General features: G+C 58.9%; 15 protein-coding genes. 7 read left to right on the top strand and 8 right to left on the bottom strand.

Features of this window, described 5'->3' with window-relative positions; all coding sequences use genetic code 11:
- Positions 1-27: 27 nt before the first annotated feature.
- The 4 genes from GOX45_RS14555 to GOX45_RS14540 all read left to right on the top strand — a co-directional run bounded on the left by GOX45_RS14555 (position 28) and on the right by GOX45_RS14540 (position 5155).
- Positions 28-1800 (top strand): SLC13 family permease, encoded by a 1773-nt coding sequence (locus GOX45_RS14555; protein ID WP_171101875.1) that lies wholly within the window; start codon positions 28-30, stop codon positions 1798-1800.
- Between the two features lie 16 nt (positions 1801-1816).
- The gene (locus GOX45_RS14550) at positions 1817-2551 is read left to right on the top strand and encodes a glutamine amidotransferase (protein WP_171101874.1); all 735 of its coding nucleotides are present in this window, start codon (positions 1817-1819) and stop codon (positions 2549-2551) included.
- A 73-nt stretch (positions 2552-2624) separates the two neighbouring features.
- Positions 2625-3482, top strand: coding sequence for a bile acid:sodium symporter family protein (locus tag GOX45_RS14545; protein WP_171101873.1), 858 nt, complete (start codon positions 2625-2627; stop codon positions 3480-3482).
- Between the two features lie 11 nt (positions 3483-3493).
- On the top strand, positions 3494-5155 hold the full coding sequence (locus tag GOX45_RS14540; protein ID WP_171101872.1) for an FAD-binding dehydrogenase: 1662 nt from the start codon (positions 3494-3496) through the stop codon (positions 5153-5155).
- 5 nt (positions 5156-5160) lie between these two features.
- On the opposite strand, the gene GOX45_RS14535 is transcribed toward GOX45_RS14540, so the two are convergent.
- The 3 genes from GOX45_RS14535 to GOX45_RS14525 form a co-directional block, all read right to left on the bottom strand.
- Positions 5161-5898 carry a YbaY family lipoprotein gene (locus GOX45_RS14535; RefSeq protein ID WP_171101871.1) on the bottom strand — a complete coding sequence of 246 codons (738 nt, stop codon included), beginning with the start codon at positions 5896-5898 and terminating at the stop codon, positions 5161-5163.
- Between the two features lie 99 nt (positions 5899-5997).
- Entirely contained in the window at positions 5998-7776 is a 1779-nt protein-coding gene (locus GOX45_RS14530) for an SLC13 family permease (protein WP_171101870.1), read from the bottom strand.
- An 84-nt stretch (positions 7777-7860) separates the two neighbouring features.
- Positions 7861-8676: a TIGR00282 family metallophosphoesterase gene (locus GOX45_RS14525; RefSeq protein ID WP_171101869.1), complete on the bottom strand. Its 816-nt coding sequence runs from the start codon at positions 8674-8676 to the stop codon at positions 7861-7863.
- A gap of 90 nt (positions 8677-8766) precedes the next feature.
- Here GOX45_RS14525 and GOX45_RS14520 point away from each other — a divergent pair, with 90 nt between their 5' ends.
- Positions 8767-9000, top strand: a complete 234-nt coding sequence (locus GOX45_RS14520) for a DUF333 domain-containing protein (RefSeq protein ID WP_171101868.1) — start codon at positions 8767-8769, stop codon at positions 8998-9000.
- Between the two features lie 2 nt (positions 9001-9002).
- Here the strand turns inward: GOX45_RS14520 and GOX45_RS14515 are convergent, their stop codons facing one another.
- Positions 9003-9560 carry a 5-formyltetrahydrofolate cyclo-ligase gene (locus GOX45_RS14515; RefSeq protein WP_171101867.1) on the bottom strand — a complete coding sequence of 186 codons (558 nt, stop codon included), beginning with the start codon at positions 9558-9560 and terminating at the stop codon, positions 9003-9005.
- Positions 9557-10951, bottom strand: coding sequence for a magnesium transporter (gene mgtE / locus GOX45_RS14510; protein ID WP_171101866.1), 1395 nt, complete (start codon positions 10949-10951; stop codon positions 9557-9559). Before mgtE ends, GOX45_RS14515 begins: the two co-directional genes overlap by 4 nt.
- 139 nt (positions 10952-11090) lie before the next feature.
- On the opposite strand from mgtE, the gene guaD reads away from it, so the two are divergent.
- Entirely contained in the window at positions 11091-12380 is a 1290-nt protein-coding gene (gene guaD / locus GOX45_RS14505) for a guanine deaminase (RefSeq protein ID WP_171101865.1), read from the top strand.
- A gap of 50 nt (positions 12381-12430) precedes the next feature.
- Here guaD and GOX45_RS14500 read toward each other — a convergent pair whose 3' ends face one another.
- From GOX45_RS14500 to GOX45_RS14490, 3 genes are all read right to left on the bottom strand, one after another.
- Positions 12431-13765, bottom strand: a complete 1335-nt coding sequence (locus tag GOX45_RS14500) for an 8-oxoguanine deaminase (RefSeq protein ID WP_171101864.1) — start codon at positions 13763-13765, stop codon at positions 12431-12433.
- A 115-nt stretch (positions 13766-13880) separates the two neighbouring features.
- Complete coding sequence (gene hisN / locus GOX45_RS14495) at positions 13881-14672, bottom strand: histidinol-phosphatase (protein ID WP_171101863.1); 792 nt, start codon at positions 14670-14672, stop codon at positions 13881-13883.
- Positions 14673-14735: 63 nt separating this feature from the next.
- Complete coding sequence (locus GOX45_RS14490) at positions 14736-15107, bottom strand: helix-turn-helix domain-containing protein (RefSeq protein ID WP_171101862.1); 372 nt, start codon at positions 15105-15107, stop codon at positions 14736-14738.
- 306 nt (positions 15108-15413) lie between these two features.
- Between GOX45_RS14490 and GOX45_RS14485 the strand changes: the two genes are divergently transcribed.
- Positions 15414-16370 (top strand): NADPH:quinone oxidoreductase family protein, encoded by a 957-nt coding sequence (locus tag GOX45_RS14485; protein ID WP_171101861.1) that lies wholly within the window; start codon positions 15414-15416, stop codon positions 16368-16370.

The following is a 16370-nucleotide window of genomic DNA, read 5'->3' as shown; positions in this document are numbered from 1 at the left end:
ACGTCCCCTTGCGGGTATGGTAGCGCCATGACGACAGATCAAATCATTCTTTTCGCCCTTTTCATCACTGTTTTTGGCATGTTGCTTTGGGGTCGCTTCCGGTATGACCTTGTGGCTTTTGCGGCGCTTATGATCGGCGTTGTTCTGGGCGTTGTGCCCGTCGACAACGCCTTTGCCGGATTTGGTCATCCTGCCACAATCATTGTCGCTTTGGTTCTGGTAGTCTCTGCCGGCCTGGTCCGGTCGGGCGCGGTGTTCTTGATCACGCGCAGTCTGGTGGATGCCTCGCGCGGCTTGGGTGCCCATATCGCGCTGATGGGCGGGATCGGTGCGGTGCTGTCGGCCTTCATGAACAACGTGGCTGCGCTGGCGCTGCTGATGCCCGTCGACATTCAGACCGCACGCAAGGCGGGGCGTTCCGTAGGCCTGACGCTGATGCCCCTGAGTTTCGCCACGATTTTGGGTGGTATGGCCACGTTGATCGGAACCCCACCGAACATCATCATCGCCTCGATCCGGCAGGAAACGCTGGGCGAGCCCTTTAAGATGTTCGACTTCGCGCCTGTCGGTGGCTTGGCGGCCATCGCAGGGCTGGCCTTCGTGGCATTGATCGGCTGGCGGTTGATCCCCAACCGAGGGCCGCAAAAAGAAACCTCCGAAGCGTTGGCGGAATATATCGCCGAGCTTACGATACCCGCCGAGTCCGCCCATATCGGCAAGCGCGTCAGCGAGCTTTACGAAGCTGCTGAAAAGTCGGATGTGGCCATTATCGGCCTGATCCGTGATGGCAAGCGGCGATATGGGCGCTCGGCCCATGCGACGTTGAAAGAGGGCGACGCGCTGGTGTTGGAAGCCCGCCCCGAAGCGCTGGATGAGTTCCGCGCAGCCCTGAATCTCGATTTCTCGGACACGCGGCGCCAGGAGGTGCTCACGGCCGAGGGCGACGGGGTTGAAGTAATCGAAGTCGTCGCCACTGAAAACGCCCGCATCACCGGGCGCACTGCGCAGGGGCTGGGGCTGGCCTGGCGGCAAAGCACGGTGTTGATGGGGATATCGCGTCAGGGGCGCCAGATCACCGAACAGGTCCGCAAGACCGAGGTTGAGGCGGGCGATATCTTGCTATTGCTCTGCCCCCGAGATCGCGGCACGGATGTGACCGAATGGCTGGGATGCCTGCCCTTGGCGACGCGTGGCCTGAACGTGACCGCCAATGACAAAGCAGGGCTGGCCATCGGGCTGTTTGCTGCGGCAGTTCTGGCCGCCAGTATCGGGTTGATTTACCTACCCATCGCATTGGGATTGGTGGTCATTGCCTATGTTCTGACCAAGATCATGCCAATCGCCGATATCTACAACCATATCGAATGGCCGGTGGTGGTACTGCTGGGCTCGATGATACCGCTGGGCAGCGCGCTTGAGACCTCGGGAGGGACCGAGTTGATCGCAAACGCGCTGATCCAGATCACAAACGGCCTGCCCGCCTGGGCCATTCTGACCGTTCTGATGGTGGTGACGATGACGCTTTCGGATGTGTTGAACAACACGGCCACGGCCATCGTCGCGGCCCCGGTCGGTATCCAGATGGCGCAAACGCTGGGTGTCTCGCCCGACCCGTTCCTGATGACCGTCGCCGTCGCGGCCTCAGCAGCGTTTCTTACTCCGATCGGGCATAAGAACAACACCTTGGTTCTGGGGCCCGGCGGGTATCATTTCGGCGACTACTGGCGCATGGGCCTACCGCTTGAGATCCTGATCATCGCCGTCTCAGTCCCCGCCATCCTTGTGTTTTGGCCGCTGTGACAAGTATGAGCCAAACATGAAAAAATTCCTGATCCTGCAATTGCGCCCGGAAACCGAGGCATCTGATGCCGAATTTGCGTCGATCCTGAACCGCGCGGGTCTGGACGCCAAGCGCGCCCATCGCATTCGGCTGGACCGTGAAGACTTGCCCGCCGGGCTGGAAGTGATGGATTATGCCGGTGTGATCGTTGGGGGCGGGCCAGGCTGCGTCAGCGACGACCCGGCCAGTAAATCTGCGTTGGACACCAAGATCGAAGGGGCGATCATGGGGTTGATGCCTCAGATCACGGCGCAGGATCATCCATATATGGGATGTTGTTATGGGCTGGGCATTCTCGCCGCGCATCTGGGTGGTGACGTTAGTAAACGTCAATATGGCGAGCCGGTGGGCCCCTCTGAATGCCGACTGACGGAACACGGGGCCCAAGACCCGCTGACCGCTGGTTTACACTCAAGTTTCGAGGCCTTTGTCGGCCACAAAGAGGCGGTGCAATCCCTGCCCGATGGCTGCGTGCATCTGGTCGCGTCCGACCCCTGCCCGATTCAGATGATCCGCTGGGGGCAAAACGTCTATGCCACTCAGTTTCACCCCGAAGCCGATGCTGCCGATTTCGAACACCGTATCAATATCTACAAAAATTACGGCTATTTCCCTCCGGAAGATGCGCAAAAGCTGATCGACCTTTGCCATTCAGCGACCGTCACCCAGCCCGGCGAAATCCTGCGCCGTTTCGTGCAACGCTACGGCTGACCTAACGGCGCTGTTGCCTGAGCCTTCCCCCCTCGCATAGGCTGACCTGACGTGGCTTTGGGAGGAGTGGGAAGTGGACTTGTTGATTGGCGTGGGCCTGCCCCTGTCTCTGGCGATCATCATGCTGTCTTTGGGGATCGGGCTTGAGGTCGCCGATTTTCGCCGTGTTCTGCAGCGAGGTCATGCTTTTGCCATTGGCGCGGTGTGTCAGGTTCTGCTGTTGCCGATTGCGGCGTTCATCACTGTCACGCTTTTCGCATTGCCGCCCGAGATCGCGGTGGGCTTTATGATCCTCAGCCTGTGTCCGGGCGGTGTGACAAGCAACATTCTGTCAAAGCTGGCGAAGGCTGATGTGGCGCTGTCCGTTAGCCTGACGGCGGTGATCAGCCTTTTGTCGATCCTGACCGTGCCTATTCTGGCGGCATGGTCGATCAACCATTTCATGGGGTCTGACGCGCCTGAGGTCTCGATCACCGGTTTGGCAGTCGCCATGTTCCTGATCACAACGCTGCCCGTCGCCATCGGGGTCAGCCTGCGCCACTTCGCGCGCGGCTTTGCTGACCGGGTTGATGCCCCTTTGTCAAAAGCGGCAACTGTTCTGTTTGTACTGATCGTGATCGCTGCGCTGGCCGGGAACTGGCAGCTTTTCGTTGAAAACCTGGGCAGAATGGGCGCAGGGTTAATCGCCCTGAACATCGCGCTTTTGCTGATCGGGCTTGGATTGGCACGTGCCGCAAAACTGTCGTGGACCGAGAGTAAAACAATTTCGATCGAAACGGGGATTCAAAACTCGACGCTGGGCATAACACTGGCCGCGCTGATAACTGGCACTGAAAGCGGGTTCAGCCCGCTGGCGCTGCCCTCGGCTGTCTATGGAATAACCATGTATGTGGTCGTGTTGCCTTTCCTTGCCTGGTTCCGCAATCGCTGAAAGGACACGCGATGACCAATAACTCTGCAGATGCGATTGTCGTTGGTGCTGGGCTGGCCGGGCTGGCTGCTGCTGCCGAGCTTGGGGATCGCGGCAAGTCGGTGATTATCGTCGATCAAGAGCCGGAACACTTTCTGGGTGGTCAGGCGTTCTGGAGCCTGGGCGGCCTGTTCATGGTAAACACGCCCGAACAACGCCGCATGGGTATTCGCGACAGCCAGGATCTGGCTATGCGTGACTGGATGGGCAGTGCTCAGTTTGATCGCGACGAAGACGCATGGCCACGCAAATGGGCCGAGGCCTATGTCGAGTTCGCGTCGGGCGAAATGCGCCCTTGGCTGCACCAGATGGGCCTGCGCTGGTTCCCGATTGTGGGGTGGGCTGAACGGGGTGGATCCTATGCCAACGGTCACGGAAACTCGGTGCCCCGGTTTCACATCACATGGGGCACGGGTCCGGGTGTTCTGGAACATTTCATCCGCCGCGTGCGTGAACATGTCAGTGCCGGGCTGATCCAACTGCGGTTTCGTCATCAGGTCAGCCACATCATCATGCAAAACGGTGCGGCCAAAGGCGTCTCGGGCGAGGTTCTGGCGGACGATACCGCCCCGCAGGGTGCCAAGACCAACCGCGATGAGACCGGCGAGTTCGAGGTTTATGCACCCTCAGTCATCGTAACCTCTGGCGGTATTGGCGGCAATTTCGAGATGGTGCGCAAGAACTGGCCGCGCGAGCGGCTTGGCGCACCGCCTAAGGATATGGTCGCGGGAGTTCCGTTTCATGTGGATGGTCGGATGATCCCGATCTCGGAAAAGGCGGGTGGGCATGTGATCAATGGCGACCGCATGTGGCATTACACCGAAGGTGTGCGCAATTGGGATCCGATCTGGCCTTCGCATGGCATACGCGTTTTGCCCGGCCCAAGCTCCATGTGGTTCGATGCACGCGGCAACCGGCTGCTACCGCCCTGCCTGCCCGGTTTTGACACGTTGGGAACGTTGCGCGAGATTCTGAAAACAGGCTACGAATACAGCTGGTTCGTTCTGACACAGAAGGTGATCAAGAAGGAATTCGCCTTGTCCGGGTCAGAGCAGAACCCCGACTTCACCTCGGGCAGTTGGAAAGAAGTGATCCGCCAGCGCATCCTGTCCGGTTCCAAAGCAACGGCTCCGGTTGAGGCTTTCAAGGAAAAGGGCGAAGATTTCGTTGTGGCAAATACACTGACCGAGTTGGTCAATGGTATGAACCACCTTGGGGGAGGCCTGATCGATGAAGCCCATCTGCGAGCGCAGATCGAAGCCCGGGATTCTCAGGTCGACAACCCGTTCTCGAAAGATGCGCAGATGATGGCCATTTTGGCTGCGCGAAACTATCGCGGTGACCGGCTGATCCGTACGGCCAAACCCCATAGGTTCCTGGATCCGGCCAACGGCCCCTTGATCGCTGTGAAACTGCATATCCTGACCCGCAAGACCCTGGGCGGTTTGCAAACCAATCTGGACAGTCAGATGATCGGTGCTGATGGGCAGGTTGTTCCCGGCCTGTTTGCGGCGGGTGAGGTCGCAGGCTTTGGCGGCGGCGGATACCATGGGTATAACGCGCTGGAAGGCACGTTTTTGGGCGGTTGTATCTTCTCGGGTCGCAACGCGGGCCGGTCGCGCGCCATTGCGTAAGCGGGCTATGGGATGCGGACGAATTTGAGCACGGGTGCATCGCTGCGGTCCAGCATCACAAGGCTATCGCCGGCTTGCGCGTAGGTCGCGACCTTTTGCAGGGTAACAAAGAACTGCCGTTCGACCTCTTCCAGTTCGGGTGGGCACGCCATCAAAGTGGCGGCAATGTTGTCCGGGAACGTGATGTTTTGCCCGGAAATCTCAGCCTGGCCGGTAAAGCGATTGCAGCCGCCAGTGCCTCCGAATTGTCCATCCGTGTCAAACATAAGTTCGGGGTGCCTGTCAGTTTCAAGCGCAACGCCGTCGATCCCGATCAGTGACCATTTCGTATTGTCGAGCGATGCCACCTCTTGTCCCTGCACTTGCACCAGCATCAGGTCGGCGACGGTTCCATTGTCGTTCGTCAGCACCGGATAGACCGTATCTGTTGTAAACAACAACTGGTCGCCAACAAAGATCGAGCCTCGAACCGCATAGCTGTGGTTTTCTTTGATAAGGGCGACATCAAAGCTGAGTTCATATTGTGCCGGTACTCCGGTCAGAGCATAACGCTTGGCCGACAGGGTAACTGACGGCGCATCCGCCCGAGAGATGTCCTGCAACTCGACATATAGCGTGGCATCCGGGGGTGTGGCGATGCGTTCACGATAGGATGCCGAACCTTCGATTGTTCCGGCAAAAGCAGAACCCGCCAAAGCGGCAAAAACTGCTGTGCTTGTCGCTTGCGCTAGGGGACGTTTCATCTTTGGACCCTTCAGTTGCCGATACATATGGCAAACAGATTGTGATGATATGAAGAACTACAACCCCCGGATGCGAAAATCGGCAATTCCGCGCCGGTTTCAAAGCGGCCAGATCAGCGGGATCAAAAGCGAGGCCAGCAGCCCAACGGTCAGATTCAGCGGTACACCGACCTTGAGAAAGTCGGTGAAGCGATACCCGCCGGGGCCATAAACCATCATGTTGGTTTGATAGCCAATGGGCGTTGCGAACGAAGCGGACGCAGCCACCATGACTGCGATGACCAGCGGCCTGGGGTCGATCCCAACGGCCTGCGCCAGCCCGATCGCAATGGGCGTGACAACAACGGCCACGGCGTTGTTCGACACAAGCTCGGTCAGGACCGAAGTCAGCAGGTAAACCGCCCAGACGATCAGGAACGGGGGCAGCATACCCAAACCCGGCGCCACTGCCTCGACGATCAACGAGACCGCACCCGAGGCGTCCAGCGCGGCCCCGATGGCCAGCATGGCAAAGATCAGCGCCAACAGCCGCCCTTCGACAAAGGAAAAGGCCTCATCCGCGTCGATGCACCGGGTCAGAAGAACCACTGCGACGGCTAGGATCGAAAGCAACAGGATCGGTGCCACTCCGATAGCCGCCAAAACCACGATCCCGGTCAGGGCAGCGATTGCAATCGGAGCATGGCTGCGCCGGAACGCACGGGCCGATGGTTGCGAGACGTCAACCATATCCATATCCGCCGCCAACCTCTGGATATCAGCAGGCGCACCTTCCAAAAGCAGCGTGTCACCTACCCGAACCACCAGCTCATCCAACTGACGACCGATATTCTGGTTTCTGCGATGCACAGCCAAAGTGTAAACACCGTAGCGACGCCGCAAACGCAGGGCCCCCAAGGTCCGCCCGACCATGCGGCAACCCGGTGTGATCAGAACTTCGACTGTCTTGGTTTCGACCGCTGACACCTGATCGACACGTTTCAGTTCGCGGTTGCTCTGCAGGCTCAGCAACTCGGTCATTGCGGTGCGCAAGACCACGCGGTCGCCAACCTCAAGGGTCACACCCTTGAGATTGCGCCGCAGTGACGCGTCACCCCGGATCACATCGATCAGACGCACGCCGGGACGTTTGAACAACTGCACACCGCTTACTTCGCGGCCAATCAGGTTGCTGTCGGGGGGGATGACGGCTTCGGTAAAGAACTTCATCTTGGAGCGGTCGCTCAGCATCGTCGCCATACTGTCACGATCCGGCAGCAGGCGAGGAGCGACAAAACGCAGATAGAACATGCCATAAATCACCAGTGCGATTCCAAGTGGTGTGACCTCAAAGATCGAAAACGCCGTCAGGCCCTGTGCCCGCGCCACCCCGTCGACCAACAGGTTTGTCGACGTTCCGATCAAGGTCAGCGTGCCGCCCAGAATGGCCGCATAGCTGAGCGGTATCAAAAGCTTGGACGCAGACACACCAAGAGTCCGTGCGATCTGAACGAACACAGGGATCATCACGACGACCACGGGTGTGTTGGACACCACGGCCGAGGCCAAGACCACAAAGCTCATCAACAGAGCTATGGCCAGTTTCGGGTTCACCTGCGCCTGTTTCTGCGCAACCGAGGTAAACGCATCCAACGCACCGGTGCGCACCAAAGCGCCCATGATGATGAACATCGCCCCGATGGTCCAAGGCGCGGGGTTTGACAGTACTTGCAAAGCATCCTGATAGGGCAAAATCCCTGTCACGAGCATCAGCGCGACACCTCCGATGGCGACGACCTCGGTGGGATAGACCTCGCGGAGGAACATGATGAACATGCCCGCGACAACGACCAGCGCCAGAATTGCGCTGCCTGTCTCTGTCAGTTGAAGAAATTGCATTCTTGGTTTTCAGTCCAAACCCGGGCCTACGTGCCTGCCCGATAGTGTCCTGCATTGCAGATGTCAGAGCAAGCCCTGCGTGATCTATTCCGGCCCCGCCTGCTGCAATCGTCCGCCAACGCGTACCATTTGAACAGATTTGGCCTGCCCATTGGTGTCATCGGTTTCCACAAAAACACCGCTGAGCGTCGCTTCGCCATTCGCCGGGGTGAACCGTGCCTTGGGCATTCCCGTGATAAAGCGACGCATCGGTTCCTGCTTGTCCATCCCGATAACCGAGTCGTAGTCCCCACACATGCCTGCATCCGTCAGGTAGGCTGTCCCACCGGGTAAGATCTGAGCATCGGCCGTAGGGACATGCGTATGTGTTCCAACAACGAGGCTCGCGCGCTTGTCGCAGTAATGGCCCATTGCCATTTTCTCGGACGTTGCTTCGCAATGCATATCGACGATAATCGCCTGCGCCTGACCGCCGCGCGGATGGGATTTCAGGATCGGCTCGATGGCTGAAAACGGGTCATCAAAGGGCCGCTTCATGAAGACCTGCCCCAAGACCTGCACAACCAAAACTTTGCGCCCACCCGGGGCCGTATACAGACGATGCCCCCGGCCCGGTGCGCCTTTTGCAAAGTTGACCGGGCGTACGATACGCGGCTCACTTTCGATGAATTGCAGCATGTCTTTCTGGTCGAAGGCATGATCGCCCAAAGTCAGGCAATCGGCTCCCGCATCCAATAACAGCTTGGCGTGATCGCCGCTGAGACCCATCCCGTTCGACGCGTTTTCGCCGTTCACAATGACAAAATCCAGCCGCCATTCGTCGCGCAGACGCGGCAAATGTTGCTGCACCGCCGCGCGTCCGGCGCGGCCCATGACATCACCCAGAAACAAAATTCTCATAGAGACTGTCCTAAGTGTGGTCTTGTGCAATCACAAGTCGTTATACTGAAAACCGATACGTATTCAGATTTGTATTTCAGGAGAACCTCGATGCTGCGCAGTGCCCTTCTTACATTGGCCCTTTTGGCCGTGGCCGCTTGTGATCAACTAGCCGCTGATGACAATGCGACGGGTTTGGCGAACCCGGCGGCAACCTACTGCATCGAACAAGGCGGTAAATATGAGATCAAGGACGGCGCAGACGGTCAGACCGGAACTTGCACATTGGCGGATGGGATGCAGCAGGACGCCTGGGACTTTTTCCGCGCCGAAAACATGCAATAGCTCTAGAACGTCAGCACTCGGCTTTCGGTGACCACCATATCCAGCGGCTGATCCGTCGGCTCCAGCGGCAAACCCGCAGCCTCTTGCACATCAAAGGCAAAGCCGATGGCCAGCGTGGCTCGTTTGTCACGCAGTCCTTCAAGCGTGCGGTCGTAAAATCCACCGCCATAGCCCAGGCGACCGCCCCTTGCGTCAAAGGCCACCAGCGGTACGATCAGAATCTCGGGTTCGAAATAATCGTCTTGCGCGGGCACTTTCGCCCCAAACGGCCCGTCTTTCAAAGCCCCCTCTGGCGTCCAACGGGAAAACTTCAACGGTTGCTCTGCCGCTTGAATAACGGGCACGCCAACGGGCCCATAAGCCGAGGCCTCGGCCATGGCGGGCAAGGGATCAATCTCGGTCCGAATGGGCATATAGCCTGACAGCGGCACGCCGCGATACCCCGCCAGAACTTCGGACAGGCGCCCTGCTCCTCCGGGCGCGCGCGCATCAAAGGCTGCCTTGCGGCGGGCAAACGCCTCTTTCCGGGCAGCGGCTTTGATTTCGATCAGGTCCATCACAGCAGCACCACGCTGGCCAATCCAAGGAACAGGAAAAAGCCCATGACATCTGTGGTTGTCGTCACAAAGGTTCCCGAGGCCAGCGCAGGATCCGCACCCCAGCGATCAAGAACAACCGGGACCACTGTCCCAACAAAGCCCGCGATGATCATATTCACCACCAAAGCCGAGCCGATCACGACCCCCAACAAAGGTGAATCGAACCACAACATACCCACCGTGCCCAGAACAATCGCAAAGCACAGACCGTTCAGCAGTCCGACCAGCAGTTCGCGCCGGATCACGCGCATCACGTTTGAGCCGGTCAGGTCGCGTGTCGCCAGCGCGCGCACGGCAACGGTCAGGGATTGTGTGCCCGCATTGCCCCCCATCGAGGCCACGATCGGCATCAGGATGGCCAGCGCCACCAACTGATCAATGGCCGCCTCGAACTGAGAAATCACCAACGACGCACAAATCGCTGTGCACAGGTTGACCGCCAGCCAGGGCAAGCGCCGTCGGCTGGTGGCGGCCACGCTGTCCGAGATTGAGCTTTCATCGCTGACACCAGCCAGCCTGAGGATATCTTCCTCGTGCTCTTCATCCAGCACAGCCATGGCATCATCGATGGTGATCACGCCCACCAAACGCCCGTCCGGGTCCACCACAGGAGCCGAGATCAGGTGGTACTGGTTGAAGGCATAGGCCACGTCTTCCTCATCCTGATCGACAGGAATGGTGTGATATTCATCGGCCACGATTTCCAGCAAAGGAACCTCGCGACGCGTCGCCATCAGCTTGCCCAGCGCGACCTGCGCCGCGGGTTTCAGGCGTGGGTCCACCAGAACCACATGATAGAACTGGTCCGGCAGATCGTCGTTGGCCCGCATGAAATCAATGGCTTGTCCTACGGTCCAATGCTCGGGCGACATCACCACTTCCCGCTGCATCAAGCGACCGGCCGAGTTTTCCGGGTAAGACAAGGCCTGTTCGGCGGCGATCCGTTCGGAATCTTCGAGAGCGCCAAGGATGGCTTCCTGTTGCGGCTCTTCCAGGTCTTCGAGAAGGTCAACGACATCGTCGCTTTCCATCTCACGCACCGCGTCGGCCAGAACGTCGGGGCGCAACACGCTGATGACCTCTTCGCGAACCGATTCGTCCAGTTCCGACAGGATGTCGCCGTCGAATTCCTGGTCATAGAGCCGGATCAGACGTGCCCGATCAAACGGGTTGATCTGCTCCAGAAGGTCGGCAATGTCGGCTGGGTGCAGCGGCTCCATCAATTCGATCAGCTTGTCGCGATCTTCAACGTCCACAGCATAGAGAATCGCCGCTACGGTCCGACGATCCAGCGCATAGGCGTCGTCCTCTCGGGTCACGTCGGGTCTGACTTCGTCATTGCCTGTCGTCATACGCTGCCCCTTACGTTGGTGATTGCTGTCTAAATAGAAGAAGCAGCTACGGGAAAACAATGACAATGCTTCGATTTACCCGCAAGTTTCGCACCCTTATGGTAAAGCCCGGTTCAATTTTGTTCGGAGAGCACGGTCCATGGCGCAATCGACGCTGCTGAAGGGGCGAATCCTGAGTTTCGAGGCGTCGCCTTTTGAGGAAGACCCGGATGCAGCAGCGCGGGTTCACGAGGCAGTTCTGATCGAAAACGGACGTATCGCCGCGCTCGGCACATTTGACGCATTGTCAGCCGCGCACCCAACGGCAGATGTCCGTGACTATGGGAACCATCTGATCATGGCCGGCTTTATTGACCCGCATGTGCACTACCCGCAGACCGCAATCATCGCCAGCTGGGGCAAGCGCCTGATCGACTGGCTGAACAGCTATACCTTTCCAGAAGAGATGAAGTTCGGCGATCCCGACTATGCCGCGATGATCGCCAACCGGTATCTGGACCTGACCACTGCGCATGGCACCACCACCATGTGCAGCTATTGCACGATTCACCCTGAAAGCGTGGATGCGTTCTTTACCGCAGCCCAGGCGCGCGGCCAGCGAGTGGTGGCCGGGAAAACCTGCATGGATCGTAACGCACCCGAAGGGCTGCGCGACACGCCGAAAACCGCCTATGACACATCTCAAGCCCTGATCGAGAAATGGGATGGGGTCGACCGGCTGTCTTATGCCATCACGCCGCGCTTTTCCCCCACATCTACGCCTGAGCAGTTGGAAGCGCTGGGGGCACTTTGGGCCGAGTACCCGCATTGTCTGATGCAAACGCATCTGAGCGAACAGACCGATGAGATCGAATGGGTCCGGTCCCTGTTCCCGGACGCGCGCGATTATCTGGATACCTATGAGAAATTTGGCCTGCTGGGGCGCGGCGGGCTCTATGGTCATGTGATCCATCTGGAGCCGCGCGAGAGGGACCGGTTGCGCGAGGTTGATGCGGCGCTGATCCACTGTCCGACATCGAATACATTTATTGGTTCGGGCCTTTTCGACATGAACGGGTTGATCGCAGATGGTCATCGGATCGGGCTTGCCACCGATACTGGCGGCGGGTCGAGTTTTTCCATGTTGCGAACCATGGCAGCGGCCTATGAGATCGGGCAGTTGCGGGGGCGTCCGCTGCATCCGGCGCAATTGCTGTGGCTTGGCACTGCCGGGTCGGCACGCAGCCTTCGTATGGAAGATCGTATCGGGAATGTCGCTGTCGGGATGGAAGCGGATCTCGTTGTTCTGGATCTGGCCTCTACGCCGGATATTGCCCAACGCGAGGCCCATGCCAGCGAGTTTTGGGAGGCGGTGTTTCCAACCATCATGATGGGGGATGATCGGGCCATTTCTGACGTCTGGATCGGCGGTGCGCGCGTTGGGGCGTGAAAACGGGCCTGCGGCGGGAGTAGTCTTGGCCAGATGAAGTAGGGATCCCGCTAGTTGGCCAGCGCGCGCGCCATGCGGTTCTGGGTTTCGACCACGCGGGGCAGATCAATTGTGGCTATGGCCCCGTCGCGCACGATCTGTCGACTTTCAACAAACAGGTGTTTGACTTGTGTTGGACCCGCCAAAAGCAGCGCTGCCGGGTCCCAGCTGCCGGCGCTTGAGATACCGCTGACATCCCAGATCGCAATATCGGCGCGCTTGCCTGGCATCAGGCGGCCGCAGTCGGGGCGGTTCAAGACGTCGGCGCCGCCACGTGTGGCGATTTCAAGCGCCTCGCGGGCAGACATGGCATCGGCGCCGTTGACAACCCGTTGCAACAGCAGCGTTTGCCGCGCTTCGGTGATGAGGCTGCCATTGTCATTGCTGGCCGAACCATCCGCCCCCAGCCCCACATTGACACCGCGATCACGCATAGCACGTACCGGAGCGATGCCCGAGCCCAGGCGGCAGTTCGAACAGGGGCAATGAGCGACACCGGTACCGGTGCGCGCAAAGAGATCGATCTCGGCCCCGTCCAGCTTGACGCAATGGGCGTGCCAGACGTCCGAGCCCGTCCAACCCAGATCTTCGGCATATTGCCCCGGTCGGCAGCCGAATTGCGCCTGAGAATAGGCGATATCCTCGTCATTTTCGGCCAGATGGGTGTGCAGCATGACTCCCTTGTCGCGCGCCAGTAATGCTGTATCGCGCATCAATTCGCGGCTGACCGAGAATGGTGAGCATGGGGCCAGCCCGACGCGGCACATCGATCCTTCTGCTGAATCATGAAACGCAGCGACCACGCGGATCATGTCGGTCAGGATATCCTGCTCGGCTTCCACCAGGCTGTCGGGCGGCAATCCACCATTGCTTTCCCCAATGCTCATCGCGCCGCGTGTGGGGTGAAAGCGCAGGCCCAGCTCGGCTGCCGCCGCGATCGTGTCGTCCAGCCGCGCGCCGTTGGGGTAGAGATAGAGGTGATCTGAGCTGAGCGTGCATCCCGATAGCGCCAGTTCTGCCAACCCAATCTGCGCCGAGGTAAACATCTGGTCGGGCCCAAATCTGGCCCAAATCGGATAGAGTGTCTTGAGCCACCCAAAGAGCAGCGCATCCTGCCCGCCCGGCACCGCGCGGGTCAAGGTTTGATAAAGGTGGTGATGGGTGTTCACGAGACCCGGGGTCACAACGCAACCCGATGCGTCATGGATCTCACCGTTGGTGGTCAAACCATGGCCGATCTGCGCGATCTTACCGTCGCGCAAAAGCAGATCCGCGCCGGTCAGTTCTTCCCGCGCGTCATTCATTGTCAGGATGACATCAGCGTTTCGGATCAGGATTTCGGTCATTTCGCGCGCTCCATGCTGTGCCCGCCTCATAAGATGGAGTGCGTGGCTGGTGGAAAACGGGCGTAAGAACCAGCCTAGGCCAGCGTAGCGCGTGCCGGTTTCGTCGGCAATGGCTTCAGTATTGACGCAGGATCTCCAATGCTTTGGCATGGATCTGAGGGTTCGCCGCGGCCAGTGCGCGCCCTCCGAGATGGGCGGGGTTACCCTGCCAATCTGTCACCACCCCGCCCGCCGCCTCGATCAGCGCGATTGGGGCCTGAATGTCATGCGGGTTCAGTCCCGCCTCGATTACCAGATCCACCTGCCCTGCGGCCAAGAGCGCATAGGCATAGCAATCCATGCCATAGCGGGTCAGTTTGGCCTGCTGCGATACAGCACGAAACCCATCACGATCTGCGGGTGTTCCGACCTCAGGAAAGGTTGTGAACACAATGGCTTGATCCAGATCCCGCGTCTGACGGGTGGCAAGTTTGCGTTGCCCTGCGGGACCTTCCAAAACGGCCTGCCCTTCAAAACCCGCGAATCTCTCACCAATATAGGGTTGGTCGATCACCCCCAAGCTGGGCCCTGAACCGTCCCCCAAGGCGATCAGAACCCCCCATGTGGGTGTGCCACTGATAAATCCACGCGTTCCGTCGATTGGATCCAGCACCCAGGTCCGCCCACTCGTGCCTTCGCTGGCGCCAAATTCCTCGCCCAGAATGCCGTCATCTGGACGATGCTGTGCCAGTATCGCGCGCATCACCTTTTCAGCCTCGCGATCTGCTGCGGTGACGGGATCGAACCCAGACTCAAGTTTGTTGTCAGCCGCAAGATCTGGCTGACGAAAGAAAGGAAGAATGGCCGCGCGGGCTGCGTCGGCCATTTTATGGGCGATCTCAAGATCGTTTGGATGAGCTATCGTCATGCACAAGCCGTGCGGTGACCGCGCTGCGTTGTCAACCCCGCCAGACGGCGTAGATCAAAAGGATCAGGCGACGTCGCTCAGCACCCGCGCAAGTTCAAACAGACGACGGCGCTGGTTTTCCGGAATCGAATAATAGGACCTCACCAGATCAAGTGCCTCTTTGTCACCCATCAAATCTGCGGGAACAGATTTCTTCAGCGAATCATCTTTGGCGGATTCTTCAAGCCCTTCAAAGAAGAAGCTGACCGGGACATCCAAAGCTTCGGCAATATCCCACAGGCGCGATGCGCTTATCCGGTTGGCCCCGGTTTCATATTTCTGGATCTGCTGAAACTTAATACCAACTTGCTGCGCCAACTGTTGTTGGGTCATGCCAATCAGCCAGCGGCGATGCCGGACGCGTTTGCCCACATGGACATCAACGTGATGGGTCATTGGTATTCTCCTTTGTTACTCAAACAACCGCACGGCAAACACGACAGAGCCCCCTCCCGCAAAACATGCAGGCGACCGCTTAAGAACGTCCTAACCCGGAACGTACCCCCCCGTTCGGCACCACGCCACAATATTGCCGAATTCTGAATATTTTTCAAGAAGGTTGAGTCGCAATCACAGAATAGTTGTTTGCGGTTGTACCTTGCAAAAGCTGCCTCAGATTGCCGCTGGCGCGCCAAGGAAGGACCTGAAGGAATTGACATTTGCACGCGGTCATCTGCCTATACGCGCAACCGGAGGAGCACGATGCAGGCATATCGGATCAGCGCGCAGGGTGAGACGCCAACTCTAAGCACCCTTGCGACACCCAGCCCGAAACATGGACAGGTGCGGGTTGAGATCAAAGCCTGCGGGCTGAATTTCGCAGATTTGCTGATGCAGAAGGGAACCTACCAGGACACGCCACCTGCACCCTTCACGCTGGGCATGGAGATTTCGGGTGTGGTGGATGAGGTTGGCTTTGGGGTTGTGCATCTCAGCGTTGGTGACCGGGTCGCTGTGTTTTCCGGTCAGGGCGGGCTTGCCGAGTTTGGGGTTTTTGACGTCGACAGGGTCACGCGCATCCCCGATTCGATGAGTTTCGAGGACGCTGCAGCCATCCAGATCGCTTATGGCACCGGTCACATTGCTTTGCATCACCGTGCGCGATTGCAACCGGGTGAGTCCTTGTTGGTCACCGGCGCTGCGGGCGGTGTCGGATTGACCGCCATCGAGATCGGCAAGCTGATGGGGGCCACGGTGATCGCTCAGGCACGCGGGGACGAGAAACTTGCCATCGCGCAACAGGCCGGAGCAGATCACCTGATTGACGCAGATGAGGACTTGCGCGAACGCGTCCTGGCGCTGGGGGGCGCAGATGTGGTCTATGACGCGATCGGCGGCGATGTGTTCAAAGCAGCGTTTCGGGCGACCAACCCAGAAGGTCGCCTTTTGCCGATTGGGTTTGCCGGTGGCGCGGTGCCGCAGATTCCGGCCAATCACTTGCTGGTTAAGAACCTCTCGGTCATCGGGGTCTATTTTGGCGGCTATCTGAAATTCCGCCCGCAGATCATTCAAGACAGCCTGGCCACCCTGTTTCGCTGGCATAGCGAGGGGAAGATCAAACCCCATATCAGCCATGCCCTGCCCCTGTCAGAGGTAGCGCAGGGCCTGCAATTGCTGGCCGAACGCAAATCGACAGGCAAAGTTGTCATCACTCCCTGA

This window comes from Ruegeria sp. HKCCD7255 (assembly GCF_013031565.1).
Lineage (GTDB): Bacteria > Pseudomonadota > Alphaproteobacteria > Rhodobacterales > Rhodobacteraceae > Ruegeria.
Note: the sequence above shows the minus strand (reverse complement) of the source record. Positions and strands in the feature narration are given on the sequence as shown.